Genomic DNA, 23694 nt, shown 5'->3' on the forward strand with positions numbered 1-23694 from the left:
CCGCCATCCATCCCCTGCCCGTTCCACCTCCCGGAGATGGATGCCGGGTCGAGCCCGGCATGACGGAGGTGCGAGGGGGCGTGGGCGGCGGTGGGCGCCGCGCGGTCCGGACCGGTCAAATCCGCATCGGCATCACCACGTACTTGAAGTTGGCGTCTTCCGGATTGGTGACGAGGGCCGAGCTGTTGCTGTCGGCCAGCTCGATCTTCACCATGTCCTGGTCCATGTTGGCCAGCGCGTCGATGAGGTAGGTGACGTTGAAGCCGATCTCGATGGCGTCGCCGCCGTAGTCGATGTCGAGCTCGTCGACCGCCTCTTCCTGCTCGGCGTTGTTGCTGGCCACGCGCAGCGTGCCCGGCTCGATGTTCAGGCGCACGCCCTTGAACTTCTCGCTGGTCAGGATGGCGGTGCGCTGCAGGCTGGCCAGCAGCGGCGCGCGGCCGAGCGTGACCGAGTTCTTGTGGTTCTTCGGGATCACGCGGTTGTAGTCGGGGAACTTGCCCTCGACCAGCTTGGTGACGAACTCCATGCCGCCGAACGAGAACTTGGCCTGGTTGCTGGCGAACTGCATCTCGATGGCGCCCTCGGCGTCGGACAGCAGGCGCTGCATCTCCAGCACGGTCTTGCGCGGCAGGATCACCTCCTGGCGGGGCACTTCCTTGTCGAGCGTGGCGCTGGCGAAGGCCAGGCGGTGGCCGTCGGTGGCCACCAGCGACAGCTGCTTGCCCTCGGCGACGAACAGGATGCCGTTGAGGTAGTAGCGGATGTCGTGCACCGCCATCGCGAACGACACCTGGGCCAGCAGGTCCTTCAGGGTCTTCTGCGGCACGCTGAAGGCGGGGCCGAACGAGGCCGCCTCCTGCACCAGCGGGAAGTCCTCGGCCGGCAGGGTCTGCAGCGTGAAGCGGCTCTTGCCGCCCTTGAGCAGCAGCTTGTTGGCGCTGGACTCCAGGCTGACGGTCTGGTCGGCCGGCATGGTGCGCAGGATGTCGATCAGCTTGCGCGCGCCCACGGTGGTGGTGAAGCTGCCGGTGTCACCGCCGACGTCGGCGGTGGTGCGGATCTGGATCTCGAGGTCGCTGGTCGTCAGCTGCACCTGTTCACCCGTCTTGCGAATCAGCACGTTGGCCAGGATCGGCAGGGTGTGCCGGCGCTCCACGATGCCCGCAACCGACTGCAGGACCGAGAGCACTTTGTCTTGGGTGGCCTTCAGGACGATCATGGTCTTCCTCTGTTCCTCTTATGCATTCTTTATCGAAGGGTGGTAGTCGCTGGGCAGGGAGCGCGTCCGCGCTGGACAAACGCCATTTTCCCCTTTTTCATCAAGCACTTGCCGTGCCCGCGACGCCGCTGGCAGGGGTGCTTGCGCCCGCAACGCCGTCATGCCGGGCTCGACCCGGCATCCATCTCCGGGGCGTGCCGAGAACCAGGGCCTGCAACGCGCACCGGGTGGCGCGGGCAACCGGGGATGGATTGCGGGTCGAGCCCGCAATGACGTGGAGGGAGGCCGTGCCCGGCCGGCGGCCGACGGGGGTGCTGGCGGGCGCTGCGACGGGGCGACGGCAGGCCATCGCGGTCAGCCCTTGAGCGTCTGTTCCAGCACGTGCAATTGCTGGTTCAACTCGGTGACGGTCTGGCGCTCGGCGGCGATCTTGCGCACCGCGTGCAGCACGGTGGTGTGGTCGCGGCCGCCAAAGAGTTCGCCGATCTCGGGCAGGCTCTTTTGCGTCAGCTCCTTGGCCAGGTACATGGCGATCTGGCGCGGGCGGGCGATGGAGGCCGGCCGCTTCTTGCTGTACATGTCGGCGACCTTGATCTTGTAGTAGTCGGCCACCGTCTTCTGGATGTTCTCGACGCTGATCTGCCGGTTCTGGATCGACAGCAGGTCGCGCAGCGCCTCGCGGGCCAGCTGGATGGAGATGTCCTTCTGGTTGAAGCGGCTGTAGGCCAGGATCTTGCGCAGGGCGCCTTCGAGCTCGCGCACGTTGGAGCGCACGTTCTTGGCCACGAAGAAGGCCACTTCCTCGGGCATCTCGGCGCTCTCGGCGCGGGCCTTGTTGATCAGGATGGCCACGCGCATCTCGAGCTCGGGCGGCTCGATGGCCACGGTCAGGCCCGAGTCGAAACGCGAGACCAGCCGTTCGTGGATGTCGGCCAGGCCCTTGGGATAGGTGTCCGACGTCATCACGATGTGGCTCTTCTTGGCCAGCAGGGCCTCGAAGGCGTTGAAGAACTCCTCCTGGGTGCGGTCCTTGTTGGCGAAGAACTGGACGTCGTCGATGAGCAGGAGGTCGAGCGAGTGGTACTTGTCCTTGAACTCGTCGAAGGTCTTGCGCTGGTAGGCCTTGACCACATCCGAGACGAACTGCTCGGCATGGATGTAGAGAACTTTGGAGCCCGGGCGGTCGGCCAGCAGCTTGTTACCCACAGCATGGACGAGGTGGGTCTTGCCCAGGCCGACGCCGCCGTAGATGAACAACGGGTTGTAGAGCTGGCCCGGCATGCCGGCCACGTGCATGGCCGCGGCGCGCGCCATGCGGTTGGCCGTGCCCTCCACCAGGGTGTCGAAGGTGAGCGCCGTGTTGAGCCGGTTCTTGAACTGGCCGGACTGGTTGTCGTCGGCGATGTCGGCCGGTTCGGCAGCCGGCATCAGCTCTGCCTGGGTGGGCGCGGCGTAAGTCTTGGCGGGGCTTTCGCGCTGAGCGAGCGCTAACTCAAGCTGCACCGGCTGGCCGTAGATCTTCTCCAGCGTGGCAGCGATGCGGCCGGCGTACTGGGCCCGCACCCAATCGAGCTTGAAGCGGTTGGCGACGAACAGCGTGACCTTGCTGAAGTCGTCGGAGACCTTGGCGGCGAGGGGCTTGATCCAGGTGTTGAACTGCTGTTCGGGCAACTCCTGGGCCAGCTGGTCCATGCAGGCCTGCCACAGGCTACCGCCCGCGTTCAGGGCGCCGCCGGCGGCCAGGCTGTCGCTGAACCCCTCACTCATACCCCTCCGTCACCTTGTGGATAGTTTTCATGCGCGCAAACGCTGCATTGTAAGTTCTCAAGGCGTTATCCACACCGGGTTTTTGCGGGGCGCGGGGGCCTCGCAACGTCTTGACACGCACCCCGTTCCTTGCTGGGGTGGCGCAAATCAGCGATAATCGTGGGTTCCTCGGAAAGCACCAACATGAAACGCACCTACCAACCCTCGAAAGTGCGCCGCGCTCGCACCCACGGCTTCCTGGTCCGCATGAAGACCCGCGGCGGCCGTGCCGTGATCAACGCCCGCCGCGCCAAGGGCCGCAAGCGCCTGGCCGTCTGAGTCGCCTGCGGGCGGCTAGCGGCAGGCACTGCCCGTGCAGCGGCTGAAGACCCGGGCGCAGTTCGAGGCCGTCATGGCCGCGGGCCGCACCGTCAGCCGCACAGAGCACTTTGCGCTGCACGCGGCTTCACTGGACATCGTCAGGCGTCCGGTTGATTCGTCAGAGCCTTCGCCGGAGCAGCCCGCGACCCAAGGTCGCTCGTCAGTGCAGCCCCCAGGGCCGCGGTCCGAAGCGGCTGCGACCGAAGGTCGCCTTGATGGACTGCCCGCAGGGCCGCGAACCAAAGGTTCGACGGCCCTGTTTGCTGTGCGCACGGAACCTTGGCTGGGCGTGATCGTTCCAAAGCGCTGGGCCCGCCGCGCCGTCACCCGCAACGCCATCAAACGCCAGATCTACACCGTGAGCCAGGACGTCGAAGCCGAGCTGCCCGTTGCCGCGCATGTGGTGCGGCTGCGCGCCGGCTTCGACCGCACGCTGTTCCGCAGCGCCACCTCGCCCGAACTGAAGAAGGCCGTGCGGCTCGAGCTGCAGCGGCTGTTCGCCGGGGTCCGGCGGTGATCCGCGCCGCCCTGGTGGGCCTGGTCCGCGGCTACCGGCTGCTGCTGTCGCCCTGGATCGGCTCGGCCTGCCGCTTCACGCCCACCTGCTCGGCCTACGCACTGCATGCCCTCGAGCGCCACGGCGCCGCGGCCGGCAGCTATCTCACGGTGGCACGCATCGCCCGCTGCCATCCCTGGTGCGCCGGCGGCGTCGACGAGGTGCCGGCGCAGCCGCCGGCCCTGTTCCGCCGCTTCCTGGCCGCCTCCAACCAAAAGACGTCTTCATGAACGACATTCGCCGCACCGTCCTGTGGGTGATCTTCGGCTTCTCCATGGTGCTGCTGTGGGACCAATGGCAGGTGCACAACGGCAAGCCGGCCACCTTCTTCCCGCAGTCGAACAAGGCCGTGGCCACGGCGCCGGCCGGCAAGGCCTCGGCGCCCGTCGTGCCGTCGGGCGCCGCACCGGTGCCCAGCGCCGTGCCCGCCGCCACCGCCCCGGCGGTGCCGCCCACCGGCGGCCCGGCAGCGGCCGCGCCGGCCGCCACCCCGCGCGAGCGGTTCGCGGTCACCACCGACCTGCTGCGTCTGACCTTCGACACCGAGGGCGGCTCCCTGGTCGGCACCGAGCTGCTGAAGGTCGCGGCCGATTCCTCGGCCGACAAGGTCACCAGCACCTACGTGCTGCTGGACGACAGCGCCAACCGCGTCTATGTCGCCCAGACCGGCCTGATCGGCGGTGACTTCCCCAACCACAAGACGGTGATGACGGCCAGCGGCGAGCGCCAGCTCAAGGACGGTGCGCGCGAGCTGTCGGTGCGCTTCGAGTCGCCCGAGAAGAACGGCGTCAAGCTGGTGAAGACCTACACGGTCAAGCGCGGCGCCTACGACGTGGCGGTCAAGCACGAGGTGGTGAACACCGGCACGGCGGCCGTGTCGCCGCAGCTGTACCTGCAGATCGTGCGCGACGGCAACAAGCTGCCCGGCGAGTCGTCGTTCTATTCCACCTTCACCGGCCCGGCGGTCTACACCGAAGAGAAGAAGTACCAGAAGATCGACTTCGGCGACATCGAGAAGAACAAGGCCGACTTCGTCAAGGAGTCGAGCAGCGGCTACGTGGCCATGGTGCAGCACTACTTCGCCAGCGCCTGGATCCTGCCCGACGGTGTGAAGCGCCAGCTGTTCGCCCGCAAGGTCGACAACAACCTGTACGCGGTCGGCATGATCACCGGCGTGGACGCCCTGGCGCCCGGCGCCAGCAAGGCCGTCGAGACCCGGTTCTTCGCCGGCCCGCAGGAAGAGAAGATGCTCGAGCACGTGGCGCCCGGCCTCGACCTGGTCAAGGACTACGGCTGGCTCACCATCCTGGCCAAGCCGCTGTACTGGCTGCTCGACAAGATCCACTCCTTCATCGGCAACTGGGGCTGGTCGATCATGGCCCTGGTGCTGCTGATCAAGATCTCGTTCTACTGGCTGCAGGCCAAGGGCTACCAGAGCATGGCCAAGATGAAGGCCATCAACCCGCGCGTGATGGCCATGCGCGAGCGCTACAAGGACAACCCGCAGCAGATGCAGCAGGAGATGATGAAGATCTACCGGGAGGAGAAGGTCAACCCGCTGGGCGGCTGCTTCCCGATCATGGTCCAGATCCCGGTGTTCATCGCGCTGTACTGGGTGCTGCTGTCCACGGTGGAGATGCGCAACGCGCCCTGGATCGGCTGGATCCGCGACCTGGCCGCGCCCGATCCTTACTTCATCCTGCCGGTGGTGATGACGCTCACCACCATGCTGCAGACGGCGCTCAACCCCGCGCCGCCCGACCCGATGCAGGCCAAGATGATGTGGATCATGCCGCTGGCGTTCTCGGTCATGTTCTTCTTCTTCCCGGCCGGCCTGGTGCTGTACTGGATCACCAACAACGTGCTGTCGATCGCGCAGCAGTGGTTGATCAACACCCGCATGGGGGTGCCACCCGAGTTCAACCTGCCCAAGTTCGGCAGGACCTGACCCCCGAAGGGCCGCGCGATGCGGCCCTTTTTTCTGCGCCGCGTCCGTCCTGGCGCGATCCGGCGCGCGGCTAGCATCGGGGGATGCTGCCGCGCACCGCCGACCCCATCGCCGCCATCGCCACCGCGCCCGGGCGCGGCGCGGTCGGCATCGTGCGGGTGTCGGGGCGCAGCGTGCAGGCGATCGTCGATGCGGTGTGCGGCCGCGCGCTCCGGCCGCGCGAGGCGACCTACCTGCCGTTCCGCGCCGCCGACGGCTCGCCGATCGACCAGGGGCTGGCGATCCACTTCCCGGCCCCGCACTCGTACACCGGCGAGGACGTGCTGGAGCTGCAGGCGCACGGCGGGCCGGTGGTGCTGCAGCTGCTGCTGGCACGCTGCCTGGAGGCCGGCACGGCGCTCGGGCTGCGGGTGGCCGAGCCGGGCGAGTTCACCCAGCGCGCCTTCCTGAACGACAAGATCGACCTGGCCCAGGCCGAGGCCATCGCCGACCTGATCGACGCCAGCACCGAGGCGGCCGCGCGCAGTGCCGGCCGCTCGCTGGCCGGCGCCTTCTCGCGCGAGATCCACCAGCTGCGCGACGCGCTGATCCAGCTGCGCATGCTGGTCGAGGCGACGCTGGACTTTCCCGAGGAGGAGATCGACTTCCTGCAGAAGGCCGACGCCCAGGGGCAGCTCGACCGGCTGCAGGCCACGCTGGCCGGCGTGCTGCAGCGGGCGCGCCAGGGTGCCCTGCTGCGCGAGGGCATCAAGGTGGTGATCGCGGGCCAGCCGAACGCCGGCAAGAGCTCGCTGCTGAACGCGCTGGCCGGCGCCGAGCTGGCCATCGTGACGCCGATCCCGGGCACCACCCGCGACGTGGTGAGCCAGACCATCCAGGTCGAGGGCGTGCCGCTGCACGTGATCGACACCGCCGGCCTGCGCGACAGCGACGACCCGGTGGAGAAGATCGGCATCGAGCGCGCCTGGGAGCAGATCCGCGGCGCCGACGCCGTGCTGTTCCTGCACGACCTCACGCGCAGCGGCGACGCGGCCGACGGCGCCGCCGACGCCCGGCTGCTGGCCACCCTGCGCGAGCACCTGCCGGCCGCGGTCCCGGTGCTGCAGCTGTGGAACAAGGCCGATGCCGCACCCGCTGCGGCGGTGCCGGCCGAGGGCCTGCGGCTGTCGGCCAAGCTGGGCGACGGCCTGCAGGCCTTGCGCCAGCGGCTGCTGGAGGTGGCCGGCTGGCAGGCGGCGCCCGAAGGGGTGTACATCGCCCGCGCGCGCCACCTGCAGGCCCTGCGGCGGGTCGACGGCCACCTGATGGAAGCCGCCGCCCACCTGGCCGGCGGCGGCCAGGCGCTGGACCTGCTGGCCGAGGAACTGCGCCTCGCGCAGAACGCGCTGAGCGAGATCACCGGCGAATTCACGGCCGACGACCTGCTCGGGGTGATCTTCTCGAAGTTCTGTATCGGAAAGTGACGGGCTGACCGCACGTCGCCCGCCGCCTGCCGCGCAGCGCCCGGCCCGGCGCCGGCCGCAAACCCGGCCACTACACTGGTCCGCAACCGTGCCCCCGGCCCGCTGTCGCCGGTGTCCCCGGGCGGCGCGTCGAACGGAAGGTTGCATGTCCCTGCTCAGCTGGTTCTCGCGCCGCCAACCGGCGGACGCCGCTCCGCCCACCTCGGGCCTGTCGCGCACCGAGGCGACCCGCCCGCTCGGTCGGGCCGAGGTCCAGGCCCTGGGCCTGGCGGCCAACCGCAAGAGCGAGCGGCTGGCGCACCGCGAGCGTCTCTACGCGGTGGTGCGCGAGTGCATGAACCGGGCCGGCGTGCTGTCTTCCAGCTACAAGTTCAAGGTGCTGTCGCTCGACAAGCGCGGCCGGCTGTTCCTGGTGATGATCGACCTGGCCGGCAGCGCCGACACCAGGGCCTCGGCGCTGGCCGAGATCGAGGCCACCATCGCCCAGGCCGCCAAGGCGCGCGACGACATCGTGGTCAAGGCGGTCTACTGGCGCCAGAACGAGCACGTGGCCGTGGGGCTGCAGGCCAGCCCGGTGCGGCCGCTCGCACCCGACGCCGCTAAGCCAGCCGCGCCGCACGCGGTGGCAACGCCCGCGGCCAGTGCGCCGGCCAAGCCGGCCAAGCCGGCGGCGCCGGCGCGTTCGCCCTTCGACCCGATCGACGCCGACGAGGTGGCCGCGTTCCGCCAGGCCCTGGCGGCCGGCCTGCAGCGGCCGGTGCGGCCCGAGCCGGAGGCAACGCAGAACTACGCCCTGCTCACCGGCTACGAGGACACCGAGCTGCCGCAGGAGCAGCGCCGTCCGCCCTCGCTGAGCAGCTCGCAGTACGGCGACCTGCGCTGAGGCTTCGCCCCGAGACGCCGGCCGGCGGCCGGCACTGACGCGCCGCCGGGTCAGCCGGCCAGCAGCTTCTCCTCGGCCACGGCCAGCGGTTCCGGCCGGCCCGACAGCACCAGCGTGTCGCCGCCTTCCAGGCGCGGATCGGTCTCCAGCGGCGCCGCCTTGCCGTCGGCGCGCCGCAGGCTCATGACCCGCACGCCCATGGCGTGCAGCGCGAACATCCCCAGCGGGGTGCCGATGGTGCGCGCGCCCAGCGGCAGCGTCACGGTGGCCAGCCGCTCCTGCTGCAGCTCGTCGACGGTGTCGTCGTCGGCGCCGTGGAAGTAGCCGCGCAGCAGGTTGTAGCGGGCGTCGCGCTGGTCCTGCACGATGCGGATGACGCGCCGCATCGGCACGCCCACCAGCGCCAGCGCGTGGCTGGCCAGCATCAGCGAGCCCTCCAGCGCCTCCGGCACCACCTCGGTGGCGCCGGCGTCCTGCAGCTTCTCGAGGTCGTGGTCGTCCTGGGTGCGCACGATCACCGGCACCTGCGGCGCGTGTGCGCGCGTGTGGGCCAGCACCTTGAGGGCGCCGGGCACGTCCAGGTAGGTGACGACCACCGCGCTGGCGCGCGCCAGGCCGGTGGCCATCAGCGCCTGCAGCCGGGCCGCGTCGCCGAACACCACCGAGTCGCCGGCGGCGGCGGCCTGCCGCACCCGGTCGGGGTCGAGGTCCAGCGCCATGTAGGGGATGCGCTCGCGCTCCAGCATGCGGGCCAGGTTCTGGCCGCAGCGGCCGTAGCCGCAGATGATCACGTGCTTGTTGGCGTTGATCGAGCGGCGCGCGATGGTGGTCATCTGCAGCGACTGCTGCAGCCATTCGCCCGCCACCAGCTTCATCACGATGCGGTTGCTGTACAGGATGATGAAGGGCGTGGCCAGCATCGACAGCACCATGCTGGCCAGGATGGGGTTGAGCAGCTGCGGCGGCACCAGGGCGTTCTGTTGCGCCAGGGTGAGCAGCACGAAGCCGAACTCGCCGGCCTGCGCCAGGTACAGGCCGGTGCGCAGCGACACGCCGGTGGTGGCCCCGAACTGCCGGGCCAGCCAGGTGACCAGGGCCAGCTTGAACAGCACCGGCGCGGATAGCAGCAGCAGCACCAGCGCCCAGCGATCGGCCACCAGCCGCCAGTCGAGCATCATCCCGATGCTGATGAAGAACAGGCCCAGCAGCACGTCGTGGAACGGCCGGATGTCGGTCTCGACCTGGTGCTTGTATTCGGTCTCCGAGATCAGCATGCCGGCGATGAAGGCGCCCAGCGCCAGCGACAGGCCGGCGTGCTCGGTCATCCAGGCCAGGCCGAGCGTGATCAGCAGCAGGTTCAGGACGAACAGTTCCTCGCTCTTGCGCCGTGCCACGATGGTGAGCCACCAGCGCATCAGCTTCTGGCCGCCGGTCAGCAGGATGGCCAATAGCGCAACGGCCTTCAGCGCCGCGACGCCCAGCGCCGCCAGCATCGTCTCCGGCTTGCTGCCCAGCGCCGGGATCAGCACCAGCAGCGGCACCACGGCCAGATCCTGGAACAGCAGCACGCCGATCACCCGCTTGCCGTGCTCCGACTCGAGCTCGAGCCGGTCGGCCACCAGCTTGACCACGATGGCGGTGCTGCTCATCGCCAGCGCGCCCGACAGGGCCAGTGCGGTGCGCCAGTCCATCTTCCACAGGGTGGGCGCCAGCGCCGCCAGGAACAGGCTGCCGGCAATGCCCATCAGCACGGTGAGCACGACCTGGAACAGGCCGAGGCCGAACACGTGGCTGCGCATGGCGCGCAGCTTGGGCAGGTTGAACTCCAGCCCGATGACGAACATCAGGAACACCACCCCGAACTCGCCCAGGTAGCGCACGCCCTCGGCGTTCTCGCCCAGCGCCAGTGCGTTCGGGCCGATGACCACGCCGACCACCAGGTAGCCGAGCATCGGCGGCAGCTTGAGAGAGCGGCAGGCCACCACGCCCAGCACTGCGGCCAACAGGTAAAGCAGTGTGAGTTCCAGCGTGGACATGGTCCCGATGCTAAGGCAGGGCCACGGGCACCCCCCTAGAATCCGCCCATGCCATTCGACCCCGCCCAGGCGCTGCGCCTGGCCCAGGAGACATTCGACATCGAAGCCAAGGCGGTGCTGGGGCTCAAGCAGCGCACCGGCGAGACGTTCGCGCGCGCCGTCCAGGCCATCCTCGACGTGCCGGGCCGTGTGGTCGTGATGGGCATGGGCAAGAGCGGCCACATCGGCCGCAAGGTGGCCGCCACGCTGGCGTCCACCGGCACGCCGGCGCTGTTCGTGCACCCGGCCGAGGCCAGCCACGGCGACCTCGGCATGATCCAGGCGATCGACCTGGTGCTGGCGATCTCCAACGGCGGCGAGAGCGAGGAGATCACCGTCATCCTGCCGGTGCTCAAGCGCCTGGGGGTGCCGCTGGTGGCCATGACCGGCAATGCGCAGTCGACGCTGGCGCGGCACGCCGACATGGTGCTCGACAGCGGCGTCGAGCAGGAGGCCTGCCCGCTCAACCTGGCGCCGACCGCCAGCACCACGGCCCAGCTCGCGCTGGGCGATGCGCTGGCGGTGGCGCTGCTCGACGCCCGGGGCTTTCGCAGCGAGGACTTCGCGCGCTCGCACCCGGGTGGCGCGCTCGGCCGCAAGCTGCTCACCCACCTGTCGGACGTCATGCGCACCGGCGCCGACGTGCCGCGCGTGCCGCCCGACACGCCCTTCCCGCAACTGATGCGCGAGATGAGCGCCAAGGGCCTGGGCGCCTCGGCCATCGTCGACGCCGGCGGCCGGGTGCTGGGCATCTTCACCGACGGTGACCTGCGCCGGCTGATCGAGAAGGGCGTCGACCTGCGCACCGTGCTGGCGCGCGACGTGATGCACACCCATCCGCGCACCATCCGCCAGGACGCGCTGGCCGCCGAGGCGGCCGAACTCATGGAGCAGTACCGCATCACCAGCGCGCTGGTGGTCGATGCCGACGGCGTGCTGATCGGTGCGGTCAACACGCACGACCTGATGCGCGCGAAGGTGATCTGAGGGTGGCTGCGCCGGCCCTGACCTTCCCGCCCGACCTGCTGCTCGCCGCCCAGGGTGTGCGGGTGGCGTTCTTCGACGTCGACGGCGTTCTCACCGACGGCGGGCTCTACCTGTCCGAGGCCGGCGAGTCGCTCAAGCGCTTCCACATCCTCGACGGGCTCGGGCTCAAGCTGCTGCAGCGCGCCGGCATCACGCCGGCCGTGATCACCGGGCGCGACTCGGCGCCGCTGCGGACTCGCTTGGCGGCGCTGGGCATCGACCAGGTGCACTACGGCACCGAGGACAAGGCGCCGGCGGCCGAGAAGACGCTGGCGGCGCTCGGCCTGGGCTGGTCGCAGGCCGCGGCCATCGGCGACGACTGGCCCGACCTGCCGGTGCTGCGCCGCTGCGCGTTCGCGGCCGCGCCGGCCAACGCCCATGCCGAGGTGAAGGCGCAGGCCCGCTACGTCACCAGCGCCGCCGGCGGCCATGGCGCGGCGCGCGAGTTCTGCGACCTGCTGCTGGTGGCCAGTGGGCGCTACGTCCAGCTGCTGGACCGCTACGCGTGAACAAGGCGCGCGCCGTCGCCGGCTGGCAGTGGCTGCGCGCCACCGGCGACCGGCTGGCCATCTACCTGCCGGTCATCCTGATGGGGCTGCTGGCCCTGGGCACCTACTGGCTGGCCAGCAACACGCCGACCTTCTTCGGCGCCTCCGATGCGCAGAAGACGCCGACCCACGATCCCGACTACTTCATGCGCGGCTTCTCGGTGAAGACCTACGACCCCACCGGGCGGCTCAAGAGCGAGATCTTCGGCACCGAGGCGCGCCACTACCCGGACACCGACACGCTGGAGATCGACCAGGTGCGCATCCGCTCCTACGACGAGAAGGGCGCGGTGACGGTGGCGACGGCGCGCAAGGGCATCAGCAACGGCGACGGCAGCGAGGCCCAGCTGATGGGCGACGCGGTCGTGGTGCGCGACGCGTTGCCGGACACGAACACGCCGCGGATGGAGTTCCGCGGCGAGTTCCTGCACGTGTTCGTCAACACCGAGCGGGTGAAGTCGCACCTGCCGGTGACGCTGATCCGCGGCACCGACCGCTTCATCGCCGACCAGATGGACTACGACAACCTCGACCGGGTGATGGACCTGCGCGGCCGCGTGCGCGGGGTGCTGATGCCCCAGGGCCGCAAGCCGGCGCCATGAGACGCGGGACGCGCGCGTGAGCGGGCTGGTATTCATCACCGGCGCCTCCAGCGGCATCGGCCAGGCCCTGGCCTGGCGCTACTACCAGGCCGGCTGGTCGCTGGCGCTGGCGGCGCGGCGCAGTGGCGAGATCCAGGCCTGGGCGGCGCAGCAGGGCATCGATCCCGGGCGCTGCCGCATCTACGCGGCCGACGTCGCCGAAACCGACAGCATCGTGGCGGCCGGGCGGCAGTGCCTCGCCAGCCAGGGGCTGCCCGACGTGGTGATCGCCAACGCCGGCATCAGCCTCGGCGTCGACAGCGCCGAGCGCGCCGACCTGGACGTGATCGCGCGCACCTTCGCCACCAACAACGTCGGCCTGGCGGCCACCTTCCATCCCTTCATCGCGGCCATGGCGGCGCGACGCGCCGGCACGCTGGTGGGCATCGCCAGCGTGGCCGGCATCCGCGGCCTGCCGGGCCATGGGGCCTACTGCGCCAGCAAGGCCGCCGTCATCGCCTACTGCGAGAGCCTGCGCGGCGAGCTGCGCCCGGCCGGGGTGCGGGTGGTGACCATCAGCCCGGGCTACATCGACACCCCGCTGACGCGCCAGAACCGCTACCGCATGCCGTTCCTGATGGCGCCGCCGGCGTTCGCCGACCAGGCCTTCCGCACCATCGCGGCCGGCCGCAGCTACCGCGTCATTCCCTGGCCGATGGGCGTGGTCGCCAAGCTGCTGCGCCTGCTGCCCGACCCGCTGTTCGACCGCCTGCTGGCCGGCCGTCCGCGCAAGCACCGCCAAGGCGGCTGAGCGCGCCGCCCGCGCGGCGGGCCCCGACCACCACCAACAGACGCGACGGTGCCGCCGGCACGGGCGGCCGGGCCGGCGCGCCGTTCGTCGGCGCCTGCCAAACCCGTCCCCGGCTGAGCTTGTCATTGAATTGCGTTGATCTAAATTGAATTCAATTCAGGAGACGACCGATGGCACCCCGCGCCTACCACAGCGAAACCCGCCTGCAGCAGCAGGCCGCGCTGAAGGACCGCATCGCGGCGGCGGCGGCGCGGCTGCACGCGCTGCGCGGTGCCCAGGGCACCAGCTGGGCCGCCATCGCGCAGGAGGCCGGGGTGTCGCTGCCGACCGTCTACAAGCACTTCCCCGACTACGACAGCCTGATCCCGGCCTGCACCGGCCACGCGGCGCGCGGTGCCCCGCCGTTGCCGGCCGAGCGCATCCTGGCGCACACCGAGCTGGCGGCCGCCGTGGCCGATCTGGTCGAGGCGATGGACCGGCTGCACGCCTACTACGAGCCCTGGCTGGCATGGGGCGAGCACCGGACGCTCGACGCGGTGGCGCGCTTTGCCGACACGCAGCGGGCCGAGCTGACCGGGCTGTGCCGCGCCGTGCTGCTGCGCTGCGCGCCCGGGCTGGCCGAGCCGGACCGCATCGCGGCCGCTTGGCAGGCGCTGCTCGACTTCGATTTCTGGCACGGCCTGGTGCGCCACCACGGCCTGCCGCGCGCCGCGGTGCGGCGCACCACCGCTGAACTCCTGCTGGCTGTCACCGGACCGCAGCCTGCAGCGACCCCCGCGCGTCCGACACGAAAGCCTGCCCCATGACCGAACCGCTTGCCTCCATCCAACCCGTCGGCCAGGACATCTGGCGCATCAGCGTGCCAGTCCCGCCGAGCCAGTTCCCGGGTGGGTTCTCCTTCAACCAGTACCTGGTGGTGGACGAGCGGCCCCTGCTCTTCCACACCGGGCCCAAGAAGCTGTTCGGCCAGGTGCGCGAGCAGATCGAGAAGGTGCTGCCGGTCGACCAGCTGCGCTACATCGCTTTCTCGCACGTGGAAGCCGACGAGTGCGGCGCCCTGCCCGACTTCCTGGCGCTGGCGCCGCAGGCCCGGCCGGTGTGCGGCCGTGTGGCGGCCATGGTCTCGATCAGCGACCTGGTGGACGTCGAGCCGGTGGCCCTGGACGATGGCCAGGTGCTCGACCTCGGGCGGCACCAGCTGGTGTGGCAGGACACGCCGCACCTGCCGCACGGCTGGGAATGCGGTTACCTGTTCGACCGCACCACCGGCACGCTGTTCTGCGGCGACCTGTTCACCCAGCCGGGCACCGGCGACGTGGCGCTGGTGACGCACGACATCCTGGGCCCCAGCGAGGCCTTCCGGCGCGAGATGGACTACTTCTCCCACAGCCGCGATGCGCAGACGATGGTCGAGAAGCTGGCCCGGCTGGAGCCCTCGCTGCTGGCCTGCATGCACGGCAGTGCCTGGAAGGGCGATGGCGCCGCCCTGCTGCGCAGCCTGGGGACGGCACTGGCCCACTGACGGCGGGCCGGAAACGACAAAGCCCGTCCGGGGACGGGCTTTTGTCGTTCGGCGCCTGGGTGCGGCGCCGGGATCGCGCAGTGCTTAGTAACCGCCGCGGTTGCCGCCGCCGCGCGGGCCGGAGCCGTACGGGCTGCGGAAGCCGCCGTCGCCGCCGCCACCACCGCTGCGGCCACCGCCGCCGCCGCCGTAGCCGCCGCCACCGCTGCGGCCACCACCGCCGCCGCCGCCGTAGCCGCCACCGCCGCCACCACCACCGTAGCCGCCGCCGCCACCACCGCCGCCGTAGCCGCCGCCACCGCCGCCGTAGCCGCCGGTGCGCGGACGCGATTCCATCGGACGCGCTTCGTTGACCACCACGCTACGGCCGCCCAGCGGCTGGCCGTTCATGCCGTTGATGGCAGCTTGCGCTTCGGCATCGCTGCCCATCTCGACGAATCCGAAGCCCTTGGAGCGGCCGGTGTCGCGCTCCATCATGACCTTGGCGCTGGTGACGGCGCCGAATTGGCTGAATGCCTGCTCGAGGTCGCTGTCGCGCACCGAGTAGGGCAGGTTACCCACGTAAAGTTTGTTGCCCATCTGCTGGGACTCCTGAAAAAACCGATTGAACGAAAGCGATGGAGTCCCGAAAACGCATCAAAACCAGAAGCGAAAGTGACCTGTTCACCGCAAACCGCGTGGCACTGCGAATCCACGTCGAGTCATTATGGAGCAGATACCCGGGCGTCACGCAAGGGGGGCAAGCCCACGCGCCCCGCGCTTTTTGCCGGCAAGGGCAGGATGTTTGTGAGCGAATGCATCAGCCAGGGGCGTCGTCGCCAGCCTGCTGGCGCCAGCGCCCGAACGCCTCACGCATGAGCTGAAGCTGGCGCGCGAAGCGCGGGCAGGCCTCGCAGGCAGCCAGGTGCAGCCGCAACGCCACCCGGTCGGGCAGCGACAGCGCGCGGTCTTCGCGTGCCACCAGCAGGGCGGCGGCTTCCTTGCAGGTGCGGCGCAGGATCATGGGGCGGACGGGGTGTGGAACCAGTTCAGGTCCAGGCACTCGCGCAGGCGCAGCCGGGCCCGGTGCAGCTGGACATAGAGGTTGGTCGGCGTTAGCGCCAATTCCTTGCAGATCTCGTCGCTGGAAAGCTCCAGCCACTCGCGCATCAGGAACACGCGGGCCATCGCCGGCGGCAGCTTCTGCACGCACAGTTCCAGGATCTCGAAGAACTGGCGCGACGCCAGCGCCCGCTCCGGATCGCCCCAGTCGGCCGGCGGGGCGGCGAAGTGGCCGTCGGCCCGGAACACCAGCGCCTCCAGTTCCGCGCTGCCATCGCCCTCCTCGCTGTCCAGCGCGACCTCGCGCCGGCGGCTGCGCAGGCAGTCGATCACCTTGTGCTTGAGGATGCCGACCAGCCAGGTGCGCAGCTGCGAACGGCCGTCGAAGGCCTGCGGCCGGGACAGCGCCGCCAGCAGGGTTTCGGACACCGCGTCCTCGGCCCAGGCGTCGTTGCGCAGCTGCAGGCGCGCATAGCGCAGCAGGTAGCTGCGGTGCTCGGCGACGTCGAGTTCGAACGGCATGGGCGGTCAGCGGGGCCGGAGCGGATGCTAGTCCCAGCGCGCGCCGGCTGCCGGGCGCCTCACCAGGTGGCTTCGCGCTCGGGCGTGGAGCCGATGCGGTGGATGGCCAGGTCGGCGCCCTCGTACTCCTCCTCCTGCGACAGGCGCAGGCCGACCACCAGCTTGAGCACGCCGTAGACCGCGAAGCCGCCGAGCAGCGCCCAGCCGACGCCCAGCAGGCTGCCGAGCGCCTGCGCGCCCAGGCTCACGCCGCCCAGGCCACCCAGCGCCTTGCTGCCGAAGATGCCGGCGGCCAGCCCGCCCCACAGCCCGCACAGCCCGTGCAGCGGCCAGACGCCCAGCACGTCGTCGATCTTCCAGCGGTTCTGGGCGATGGTGAACATCACCACGAACACTGCCCCGGCCACCCCGCCGACCGCCAGCGCGCCCAGCGGGTGCATCAGGTCGGAGCCGGCGCACACCGCCACCAGGCCGGCCAGCGGGCCGTTGTGGACGAAGCCGGGGTCGTTGCGCCCCAGCGCCAGCGCGGCCAGGGTGCCGCCCACCATCGCCATCAGCGAGTTGACGGCGACCAGGCCGGAGATCTTGTCGATCGTCTGGGCGCTCATCACGTTGAAGCCGAACCAGCCCACGGTGAGGATCCAGGCGCCCAGCGCCAGGAACGGGATGTTGGACGGCGGGTGGGCCGAGACGGCGCCGTCCTTGCGGTAGCGGTTGCTGCGTGCGCCCAGCAGCAGCACCGCCGGCAACGCGATCCAGCCGCCCACCGCGTGCACCACCACCGAGCCGGCGAAGTCATGGAAGTCGGCGCCGGTGGCGGCCTGGATCCAGTCCTGGATGCCGAACGAGCGGTTCCAGGCCACGCCCTCGAACAGCGGATAGACCACGCCGACGATGACCGCGGTGGCCGCCAGCTGCGGGCCGAAGCGGGCCCGCTCGGCGATGCCGCCCGAGATGATGGCCGGGATGGCGCCGGCGAACGTGAGCAGGAAGAAGAACTTCACCAGTTCGTAGCCGTTGCGGGCCGCCAGCTGGTCGGCGCCGACCAGGAAGCTGGTGCCGTAGGCGACGCTGTAGCCGACCAGGAAGTAGGCCACCGTGGAGACGGCGAAGTCGCTGAGGATCTTGACCAGGGCGTTGACCTGGTTCTTCTTGCGCACGGTGCCCAGTTCGAGAAAGGCGAAGCCGGCATGCATGGCCAGCACCATGATGCCGCCGAGCAGGATGAACAGGGCGTCCGAGCCCTGTTTGAGTGCTTCCATGGGGGGTACTCCGGATGAAACTGCTTTGTTTTGGTGCGCATGGACCGATCCGGCCGCATGCGCACCAAAGCTAAGCAATAAACGCGCCAGAAGAGTGCGATTCCTCTGGCCGGGTACAATGGTGGCTGTCATTGGGGAGTAGCCTCCCTTCCCGCAAGGGGAAGGGGCGTGCGTCAACAGACTTGGGCCTCGCGCCCATGGCGCCCGCGACTTCGGTTTGGCGAGACCTTTGACTGCGCAGCCCTCCTGTATGGCCGGGGCGCTGCGCAGTCATTGGTGCGTCCGTCGCCCCGGCCGGAGTTCTCCATGGAAGCCTTCCTCGTCTCCACCGGGCTGGTGGCCCTCGCCGAAATGGGCGACAAGACGCAGCTGCTGTCGCTGCTGCTGGCCGCCCGGTTCCGCAAGCCCTGGCCCATCGTCGCCGGCATCCTGGTGGCCACCCTGGCCAACCACGCGCTGGCCGGCGCCGTCGGCGCCTGGATCACCGACTGGCTGGGGCCGCAGACCCTGCGCTGGATCCTGGGCGCCTCCTTCCTCGCCATGGCGGCCTGGATGCTGGTGCCCGACAAGCTCGACGAGGACGACGCGCCGGCCGGCGGCAGCCGCCTGGGCGTCTTTGCGACCACGCTGGTGGCGTTCTTCCTGGCCGAGATGGGCGACAAGACGCAGATCGCCACCGTCATGCTGGCCGCCCGCTTCGGCGCCTGGGCCTCGGTGGTGGCCGGCACCACGCTGGGCATGATGCTGGCCAACGCACCGGTGGTCTGGTTCGGCGACCGCATCGTGCGCCGGGTGCCGATCCGGCTGGTGCACCTGGTGTCGGCGGTGATCTTCCTGGTCCTCGGGGCGGCCGCCCTGCTGGGTGCCGGTTGATATACTGCCCGCTCACAGCGCCGATTTGCTTCCGCTTGCGGGCGCTCAACAAGTTCAGCTAAAGACGAAGCCCCGCGTCAAACCCGGCCTCGTTCTGCAGCGAGCCGGGTTTTTTGTTGCCATGACGCTGATCGCCGAATCGAAGGCCATGCATTTCGTCGAGCCGCTGCCGCTGCGCAGCGGCGCCGCGGTGCACGGCTACGACCTCGCCTACGAGACCTACGGCACGCTCAATGCCGACCGCTCCAACGCGGTGCTGGTCTGCCATGCCCTCAACGCCTCGCACCACGTCGCCGGGGTGTATCCGGGCCAGGACCACTCGGAGGGCTGGTGGGACTCGATGATCGGGCCCGGCAAGCCGGTCGACACCGACCGCTTCTTCGTCATCGGCGTCAACAACCTGGGCTCGTGCTTCGGCTCCACCGGCCCGATGCACGTCAACCCCGACACCGGCCGCGTCTGGGGCGCCGACTTCCCGGTGGTGACGGTGGAGGACTGGGTCGACGCCCAGGCCCGCCTGCTGGACCGGCTGCAGGTGCGGCAGCTGGCGGCCGTGATGGGCGGCAGCCTGGGCGGGATGCAGGCGCTGTCGTGGACGCTGCAGTACCCGGACCGGGTGCGCCACGCGGCCGTGATCGCCAGCGCGCCCAACCTGACGGCCGAGAACATCGCCTTCAACGAGGTGGCGCGGCGCGCCATCGTCACCGACCCGGATTTCCACGGCGGCCACTTCTACGAGCACGGCGTGGTGCCGCGGCGCGGCCTGCGCATCGCCCGCATGATCGGCCACATCACCTACCTGTCGGACGACGTGATGAACGAGCGCTTCGGGCGCCAGTTGCGCGACGGCCTGGACATCCACTACACCACCCAGGACATCGAGTTCCAGATCGAGAGCTACCTGCGCCACCAGGGCGACAAGTTCAGCGAGTACTTCGACGCCAACACCTACCTGCTGATCACCCGCGCGCTCGACTACTTCGATCCGGCGCGCCGGCACGACGGCCAGCTGTCCAAGGCGCTGGCGGCGGCGACGGCCAACTTCCTGCTGGTGAGCTTCACCACCGACTGGCGCTTCTCGCCCCGGCGCAGCCGCGAGATCGTCAAGGCCCTGCTGGACAACCGGCGCAGCTGCACCTACGCCGAGATCGACGCCCCGCACGGCCACGACGCCTTCCTGCTGGAGGACCCGCGCTACCTGGCGCTGGTGCGCGCCTGGTTCGACCGCATCGGCAAGGAGGTGGGGCGATGAGCGACCGCGCCACCATGGAGTCGATCGCGCGGCTGGTGCCGCACGGCGCCCGTGTGCTCGATTTGGGCTGCGGCGACGGCGCCCTGCTCGACCTGCTGCAGCGCGAGCGCGGCTGCACCGGCTACGGCATCGAGATCGCCGACGCCAACGTGCTGGCCGGCACGAAGCGCGGCGTCGACGTCATCCAGCTCAACCTCGACGAGGGGCTGTCGATCTTCGGCGACGACAGCTTCGACGTGGTGCTGCAGATCGACACCCTGCAGCACCTGCGCAACGCCGAGACCATGCTGCGCGAGACCGCGCGGGTGGGCAAGCTGGGCATCGTCGCCTTCCCCAACTTCGCCCATTGGCCGAACCGGCTGTCGGTCCTGCGCGGCCGCATGCCGGTCACCAAGCGGCTGCCGTTCCAGTGGTACGACACGCCCAACATCCGCGTCGGCACCTTCAAGGATTTCGAGGTGCTGGCGACCCGCAACGACCTGGCCATCCTGGACGCCTTCGGGCTGCAGGAGGGCCGCGAGGTGCGGCGGCTGCCCAACCTGCGCGCCGGCACGGCGGTGTTCAAGTTCGAGCGGGGATGAGCACGCCGGCGCCGGTCCCGTTCGGCGCTGCCCTGCGCTTCTGGTTCAAACTCGGCTGCATCAGCTTCGGCGGCCCGGCCGGGCAGATCGCGATCATGCACCGCGAGCTGGTGGAGCAGCGCCGCTGGATCTCCGAGCGTCGCTTCCTGCACGCGCTGAACTACTGCATGCTGCTGCCCGGCCCCGAGGCGCAGCAGCTGGCGACCTACATCGGCTGGCTGCTGCACCGCAGCCGCGGCGGCATCGCCGCCGGGGCGCTGTTCGTGCTGCCGTCGCTGCTGCTGCTGATCGCGCTGAGCTGGGTCTACGTGGCGTTCGGCCACGTCGGCTGGGTGGCCGGCCTGTTCTACGGCATCAAGCCGGCCGTCGCCGCCCTGGTGCTGCAGGCGGTGTGGCGCATCGGCGGGCGCACGCTGCGCAGCCCGGCGCGCTCGCCGCTGCTGTGGGCGATCGCGCTCGCCAGCTTCGTCGCCATCGCCGGCCTGCAGCTGCCGTTTCCGGCCGTGGTGCTGGCCGCGGCCGCCGTCGGTGCGCTCGGCGGCCGCTGGTGGCCGGCCCAGTTCGACGCCGGCGGCGGCCACGCGGCGGCCGACCGGCACTACGGGCCGGCGCTGATCGACGACGACACGCCGACGCCGCCCCATGCCCGTTTCCGCCGCAGCCGGCTGGCTGCCGTGGTCGGCGTCGGCGCTCTGCTGTGGCTGCTGCCGATGGCGGGGCTGCTGGCCTGGCAGGGCCGGGAGGCCACCCTGGCGCAGATGGGCTGGTTCTTCACCAAGGCGGCCCTGCTCACCTTCGGCGGTGCCTATGCCGTGTTGCCCTACGTCTACCAGGGTGCGGTCGAGCACTTCCACTGGCTCACCGGCCCGCAGATGATCGACGGCCTGGCGCTGGGCGAGACCACGCCCGGGCCGCTGATCATGGTGGTGGCCTTCGTCGGCTTCCTGGGCGGCTGGACGCACCAGGTGCTGGGCCCCGGCGCGCTGTTCGCGGGCGCCGCCCTGGCCGCCTGCGTGGCGACCTGGTTCACCTTCCTGCCCTCGTTCCTGTTCATCCTGGCCGGCGGCCCGCTGGTGGAGTCCACCCACGGCCAGCTGCGCTTCACGGCGCCGCTGACGGCGATCACGGCGGCGGTGGTGGGCGTGATCGCCAGCCTGGCCCTGTTCTTCGTGCTCCACATCGGCCGGCCCCAGGCCGGCGGCCCGGTCGACGGGGTGGCACTGGTGCTGGCGGGGCTGGCGGCGCTGGCCCTGCTGCGCTGGCGCATCGGCGTGCTGCCGGTCATCGCCGGCTGCGCGGTGGCAGGGTTGGCCCTGCGTCTGGCCGGCGTGGCCTGAGGCTATCCTCCGCCCATGAACATCCTGATCACCGGCGGTTGCGGCTTCCTGGGCGCGCGGCTCGCCCGCACCCTGCTGCAGGCCGGCCGCCTGTCCCTCGCCGGCGCGCCCGCCGTCGCCATCGACACCCTCACCCTGACCGACCGCGCCGAGCCACCGGCCGATCTGCGCGCCGACCCGCGGGTGCGCTTCGTCGGCGGCGACCTGCTGGAGCTGGTCACCGCGCGCCAGCTGCCGGCCGCCGGCACCGACGCCGTGTTCCACCTGGCGGCCGCGGTCAGCGGCGAATGCGAGGCCGACTTCGACCTCGGCATGCGCAGCAACTTCGCCACCACCCATGCGCTGCTGGAGGCCTGCCGCGCGCTCGGCTCGCAGCCGGTGCTGGTGTTCGCCAGTTCGCTGGCGGTGTTCGGCAAGCAGCCGGGCCAGCCCATGCCCGACCCGATTCGCGACGACACCCTGCCCACGCCGCAGAGCAGCTACGGCATCCAGAAATTCATCGGCGAGCAGCTGGTCGCCGACTACACCCGCAAGGGCTACATCCGCGGCCGCAGCGTCCGGCTGATGACCGTGAGCGTGCGGGCCGGCCGCCCCAACGGCGCCGCCTCCGGCTTCCTGTCCGGCATCGTGCGCGAGCCGCTGGCCGGCGTGCGCGCCGTGGTGCCGGTGGCGCGAGACGTGCCGGTGGCGCTGGCCTCGCCGGCGCGCACGGTGGAAGGCGTCATCCGTGCCGCCGAGGCCCCGGCGGCCGACTGGGGCTCCCTCACCGGCCTGAACCTGCCCTCCATCCTCATCACGGTCGGTGAGATGGCGGCCGCCCTCGAAGCCGTCGCCGGACCGCAGGCCACGGCCCTGCTGGATTGGCAACCCGATCCGGCCATCGAGAAGCTGGTGAGCACCTGGCCGGGCAACGTCCGCTGGGATCGCGCCGGCGGCCTGGGCCTGAAGGCGGACGCCAGCTTCGAGCAGGTGGTGCGCGACTACGCGCGCGAGAACCCCGACGCCGTCCGGCTGGCGCTGCGCTGACACGGAAGCCCCATGCCCCGCTTTGCCGCCAACCTGTCGATGCTCTACCCGGAACTGCCGTTCCTGGACCGCTTTGCCGCCGCCGCGCGCGACGGCTTCGAGGGCGTCGAGTACCTGTTTCCCTACGAGCACGCCCCCGAGGTGATCGCCGAGCGGCTGCAGGCCGCCGGCCTGCAGCAGGTGCTGTTCAACGCACCGCCGGGCGACTGGAACGGCGGCGAGCGCGGCCTGGCTTGCCTGCCGGGGCGCGAGGACGAATTCCGCGCCGGCATCGCGCAGGCGTTGCGCTACGCCCAGGTGCTGCGCTGCCCGCGCGTGCACGTGATGGCCGGCCTGCTACCGTCCGGCCGCACGCGCGATGAGCTGCGACCGACCTACGTCGCCAACCTGCGCTGGGCCGCCGCCGAGGCCGCGCGCGCCGGAGTGAACCTGCTGCTGGAGCCGATCAACCTGCGCGACATGCCGGGCTTCTTCCTGAACCGGCAGGACCATGCGCACGACCTGGTGGCGGCGATCGGCGCGGCCAACGTGCAGGTGCAGATGGACCTGTACCACTGCCAGATCGTCGAGGGCGACCTCGCCGCCAAGATCCGCCAGTACCTGCCGACCGGGCGGGTCGGCCACTTCCAGATCGCCGGCGTGCCGCAGCGGCACGAGCCCGACCTGGGCGAGCTGAACTACCCGTTCCTGTTCGGCGTCATCGACGACGTCGCGCAGGCCTGCGGCTGGCAGGGCTGGATCGGCTGCGAGTACCGGCCCGCGCGCGGTGCCACCGCCGGTGGCACCAGCGACGGACTGGACTGGCTGCGGCGCTGGCGCGCGGCAGCCGCCTGACCCCTCACACGGTCAGGATGTATTCCTGGCCGTCCAGGAGCTGTTCCACCTGGGCGGCGTTCGGACCCACCTGCTCCACGGCTTCGCGCAGCTGCGCCTCGTTGCAGGCGAACCGCTTGGTCCACCAGCTGACCTCGCGCGGATTGTTCATGTCGATCAGCCCCCGGTTGGCGGGCACCGTGTCGAAGACGAAGGCCATGGCCT

26 protein-coding genes and 1 riboswitch are annotated in these 23694 nt (G+C 70.5%); of the genes, 18 read left to right on the forward strand and 8 right to left on the reverse strand.

Annotated features, from left to right (window positions below; all coding sequences use genetic code 11):
• Window positions 1-115: 115 nt before the first annotated feature.
• On the reverse strand, window positions 116-1222 hold the full coding sequence (gene dnaN / locus GON04_RS25260; RefSeq protein ID WP_157400896.1) for a DNA polymerase III subunit beta: 1107 nt from the start codon (window positions 1220-1222) through the stop codon (window positions 116-118).
• 354 nt (window positions 1223-1576) lie between these two features.
• A complete protein-coding gene (gene dnaA, locus GON04_RS25265) occupies window positions 1577-2989 on the reverse strand; it encodes a chromosomal replication initiator protein DnaA (protein WP_157400897.1) in 1413 nt (470 codons plus the stop codon).
• Between the two features lie 183 nt (window positions 2990-3172).
• On the opposite strand from dnaA, the gene rpmH reads away from it, so the two are divergent.
• The 6 genes from rpmH to GON04_RS25295 all read left to right on the forward strand — a co-directional run bounded on the left by rpmH (window position 3173) and on the right by GON04_RS25295 (window position 8199).
• Window positions 3173-3307 (forward strand): 50S ribosomal protein L34, encoded by a 135-nt coding sequence (gene rpmH, locus GON04_RS25270; protein ID WP_027101598.1) that lies wholly within the window; start codon window positions 3173-3175, stop codon window positions 3305-3307.
• A gap of 331 nt (window positions 3308-3638) precedes the next feature.
• Window positions 3639-3866 (forward strand): ribonuclease P protein component, encoded by a 228-nt coding sequence (locus GON04_RS27240; protein ID WP_338051058.1) that lies wholly within the window; start codon window positions 3639-3641, stop codon window positions 3864-3866.
• Window positions 3863-4135 carry a membrane protein insertion efficiency factor YidD gene (gene yidD / locus GON04_RS26970; RefSeq protein WP_181653798.1) on the forward strand — a complete coding sequence of 91 codons (273 nt, stop codon included), beginning with the start codon at window positions 3863-3865 and terminating at the stop codon, window positions 4133-4135. The genes GON04_RS27240 and yidD overlap by 4 nt, the downstream gene beginning before the upstream one ends.
• Window positions 4132-5853 (forward strand): membrane protein insertase YidC, encoded by a 1722-nt coding sequence (yidC, locus tag GON04_RS25285; RefSeq protein ID WP_157400899.1) that lies wholly within the window; start codon window positions 4132-4134, stop codon window positions 5851-5853. The genes yidD and yidC overlap by 4 nt, the downstream gene beginning before the upstream one ends.
• A gap of 83 nt (window positions 5854-5936) precedes the next feature.
• Window positions 5937-7316: a tRNA uridine-5-carboxymethylaminomethyl(34) synthesis GTPase MnmE gene (gene mnmE / locus GON04_RS25290; protein WP_157400900.1), complete on the forward strand. Its 1380-nt coding sequence runs from the start codon at window positions 5937-5939 to the stop codon at window positions 7314-7316.
• Between the two features lie 145 nt (window positions 7317-7461).
• The gene (locus GON04_RS25295) at window positions 7462-8199 is read left to right on the forward strand and encodes a hypothetical protein (RefSeq protein ID WP_157400901.1); all 738 of its coding nucleotides are present in this window, start codon (window positions 7462-7464) and stop codon (window positions 8197-8199) included.
• A gap of 50 nt (window positions 8200-8249) precedes the next feature.
• Here the strand turns inward: GON04_RS25295 and GON04_RS25300 are convergent, their stop codons facing one another.
• Window positions 8250-10235 (reverse strand): cation:proton antiporter domain-containing protein, encoded by a 1986-nt coding sequence (locus tag GON04_RS25300; RefSeq protein WP_157400902.1) that lies wholly within the window; start codon window positions 10233-10235, stop codon window positions 8250-8252.
• Window positions 10236-10283: 48 nt separating this feature from the next.
• Between GON04_RS25300 and GON04_RS25305 the strand changes: the two genes are divergently transcribed.
• From GON04_RS25305 to GON04_RS25330, 6 genes are all read left to right on the forward strand, one after another.
• A complete protein-coding gene (locus GON04_RS25305; RefSeq protein ID WP_157400903.1) occupies window positions 10284-11261 on the forward strand; it encodes a KpsF/GutQ family sugar-phosphate isomerase in 978 nt (325 codons plus the stop codon).
• Between the two features lie 2 nt (window positions 11262-11263).
• Entirely contained in the window at window positions 11264-11809 is a 546-nt protein-coding gene (locus GON04_RS25310) for an HAD hydrolase family protein (RefSeq protein ID WP_181653799.1), read from the forward strand.
• Complete coding sequence (gene lptC, locus GON04_RS25315; RefSeq protein WP_338051059.1) at window positions 11806-12450, forward strand: LPS export ABC transporter periplasmic protein LptC; 645 nt, start codon at window positions 11806-11808, stop codon at window positions 12448-12450. Before GON04_RS25310 ends, lptC begins: the two co-directional genes overlap by 4 nt.
• Window positions 12451-12466: 16 nt before the next feature.
• Window positions 12467-13240, forward strand: coding sequence for an SDR family oxidoreductase (locus GON04_RS25320; RefSeq protein WP_181653800.1), 774 nt, complete (start codon window positions 12467-12469; stop codon window positions 13238-13240).
• A gap of 170 nt (window positions 13241-13410) precedes the next feature.
• Entirely contained in the window at window positions 13411-14046 is a 636-nt protein-coding gene (locus tag GON04_RS25325; protein WP_157400904.1) for a TetR family transcriptional regulator, read from the forward strand.
• Entirely contained in the window at window positions 14043-14762 is a 720-nt protein-coding gene (locus GON04_RS25330) for an FprA family A-type flavoprotein (RefSeq protein ID WP_157400905.1), read from the forward strand. Before GON04_RS25325 ends, GON04_RS25330 begins: the two co-directional genes overlap by 4 nt.
• Before the next feature lie 84 nt (window positions 14763-14846).
• Here the strand turns inward: GON04_RS25330 and GON04_RS25335 are convergent, their stop codons facing one another.
• The 4 genes from GON04_RS25335 to GON04_RS25350 form a co-directional block, all read right to left on the reverse strand.
• On the reverse strand, window positions 14847-15341 hold the full coding sequence (locus GON04_RS25335) for an RNA recognition motif domain-containing protein (RefSeq protein ID WP_157400906.1): 495 nt from the start codon (window positions 15339-15341) through the stop codon (window positions 14847-14849).
• A 220-nt stretch (window positions 15342-15561) separates the two neighbouring features.
• Window positions 15562-15765, reverse strand: coding sequence for a zf-HC2 domain-containing protein (locus tag GON04_RS25340; RefSeq protein WP_157400907.1), 204 nt, complete (start codon window positions 15763-15765; stop codon window positions 15562-15564).
• On the reverse strand, window positions 15762-16325 hold the full coding sequence (locus tag GON04_RS25345) for a sigma-70 family RNA polymerase sigma factor (protein ID WP_157400908.1): 564 nt from the start codon (window positions 16323-16325) through the stop codon (window positions 15762-15764). The genes GON04_RS25340 and GON04_RS25345 overlap by 4 nt, the downstream gene beginning before the upstream one ends.
• Before the next feature lie 59 nt (window positions 16326-16384).
• Entirely contained in the window at window positions 16385-17587 is a 1203-nt protein-coding gene (locus GON04_RS25350; RefSeq protein ID WP_157400909.1) for an ammonium transporter, read from the reverse strand.
• 115 nt (window positions 17588-17702) lie between these two features.
• Window positions 17703-17890, forward strand: a riboswitch (yybP-ykoY riboswitch).
• Between the two features lie 3 nt (window positions 17891-17893).
• Here GON04_RS25350 and GON04_RS25355 point away from each other — a divergent pair.
• The 6 genes from GON04_RS25355 to otnI all read left to right on the forward strand — a co-directional run bounded on the left by GON04_RS25355 (window position 17894) and on the right by otnI (window position 23490).
• Window positions 17894-18460: a TMEM165/GDT1 family protein gene (locus GON04_RS25355; RefSeq protein ID WP_157400910.1), complete on the forward strand. Its 567-nt coding sequence runs from the start codon at window positions 17894-17896 to the stop codon at window positions 18458-18460.
• 121 nt (window positions 18461-18581) lie between these two features.
• Window positions 18582-19712 (forward strand): homoserine O-succinyltransferase MetX, encoded by a 1131-nt coding sequence (metX, locus tag GON04_RS25360; protein ID WP_157400911.1) that lies wholly within the window; start codon window positions 18582-18584, stop codon window positions 19710-19712.
• Complete coding sequence (gene metW / locus GON04_RS25365; RefSeq protein ID WP_157400912.1) at window positions 19709-20293, forward strand: methionine biosynthesis protein MetW; 585 nt, start codon at window positions 19709-19711, stop codon at window positions 20291-20293. Before metX ends, metW begins: the two co-directional genes overlap by 4 nt.
• A complete protein-coding gene (gene chrA, locus GON04_RS25370) occupies window positions 20290-21630 on the forward strand; it encodes a chromate efflux transporter (protein WP_157400913.1) in 1341 nt (446 codons plus the stop codon). The genes metW and chrA overlap by 4 nt, the downstream gene beginning before the upstream one ends.
• Before the next feature lie 15 nt (window positions 21631-21645).
• A complete protein-coding gene (gene denD, locus GON04_RS25375) occupies window positions 21646-22656 on the forward strand; it encodes a D-erythronate dehydrogenase (RefSeq protein WP_157400914.1) in 1011 nt (336 codons plus the stop codon).
• 12 nt (window positions 22657-22668) lie between these two features.
• Entirely contained in the window at window positions 22669-23490 is an 822-nt protein-coding gene (otnI, locus tag GON04_RS25380) for a 2-oxo-tetronate isomerase (RefSeq protein WP_157400915.1), read from the forward strand.
• Between the two features lie 4 nt (window positions 23491-23494).
• Here otnI and GON04_RS25385 read toward each other — a convergent pair whose 3' ends face one another.
• On the reverse strand, window positions 23495-23689 hold the full coding sequence (locus GON04_RS25385) for a DUF3606 domain-containing protein (RefSeq protein ID WP_157400916.1): 195 nt from the start codon (window positions 23687-23689) through the stop codon (window positions 23495-23497).
• Window positions 23690-23694 lie beyond the last annotated feature (5 nt).

The organism is Ramlibacter pinisoli (genome assembly GCF_009758015.1).
Taxonomy (GTDB): Bacteria; Pseudomonadota; Gammaproteobacteria; order Burkholderiales; family Burkholderiaceae_C; genus Ramlibacter; species Ramlibacter pinisoli.